General features: G+C 75.9%; 1 pseudogene. It reads left to right on the top strand.

What is annotated here, in order from left to right:
* Nucleotides 1–77: pseudogene (locus ACPYOG_RS21325) on the top strand (2-oxo acid dehydrogenase subunit E2); the annotation flags it as partial.
* Nucleotides 78–212 lie beyond the last annotated feature (135 nt).

The raw sequence follows: 212 nt of genomic DNA, 5'->3' as shown, positions 1-212 counted from the left end.
ACGGCAGTGCAGCGATCATCAACCATCCCGAGGTGGCGATCCTGGGTCTCGGCCGGGCCATCGAGCGACCCTGGGTCTGTCTCTTATACACATCTCCGAGCCCACGAGACACTCGCTAATCTGGGGGGGGGGGGTGTGGGTGGGGGGGGGGGGGGGGGGGGGGGGGGGGGGGGGGGGGGGGGGGGGGGGGGGGGGGGGGGGGGGGGGGGGGG

It is taken from the genome of Leifsonia sp. HAY1-4F (assembly GCF_056755275.1).
The sequence above is the reverse complement of the archived record's forward strand: the minus strand, read 5'-3'. Positions and strand labels throughout refer to the sequence as shown.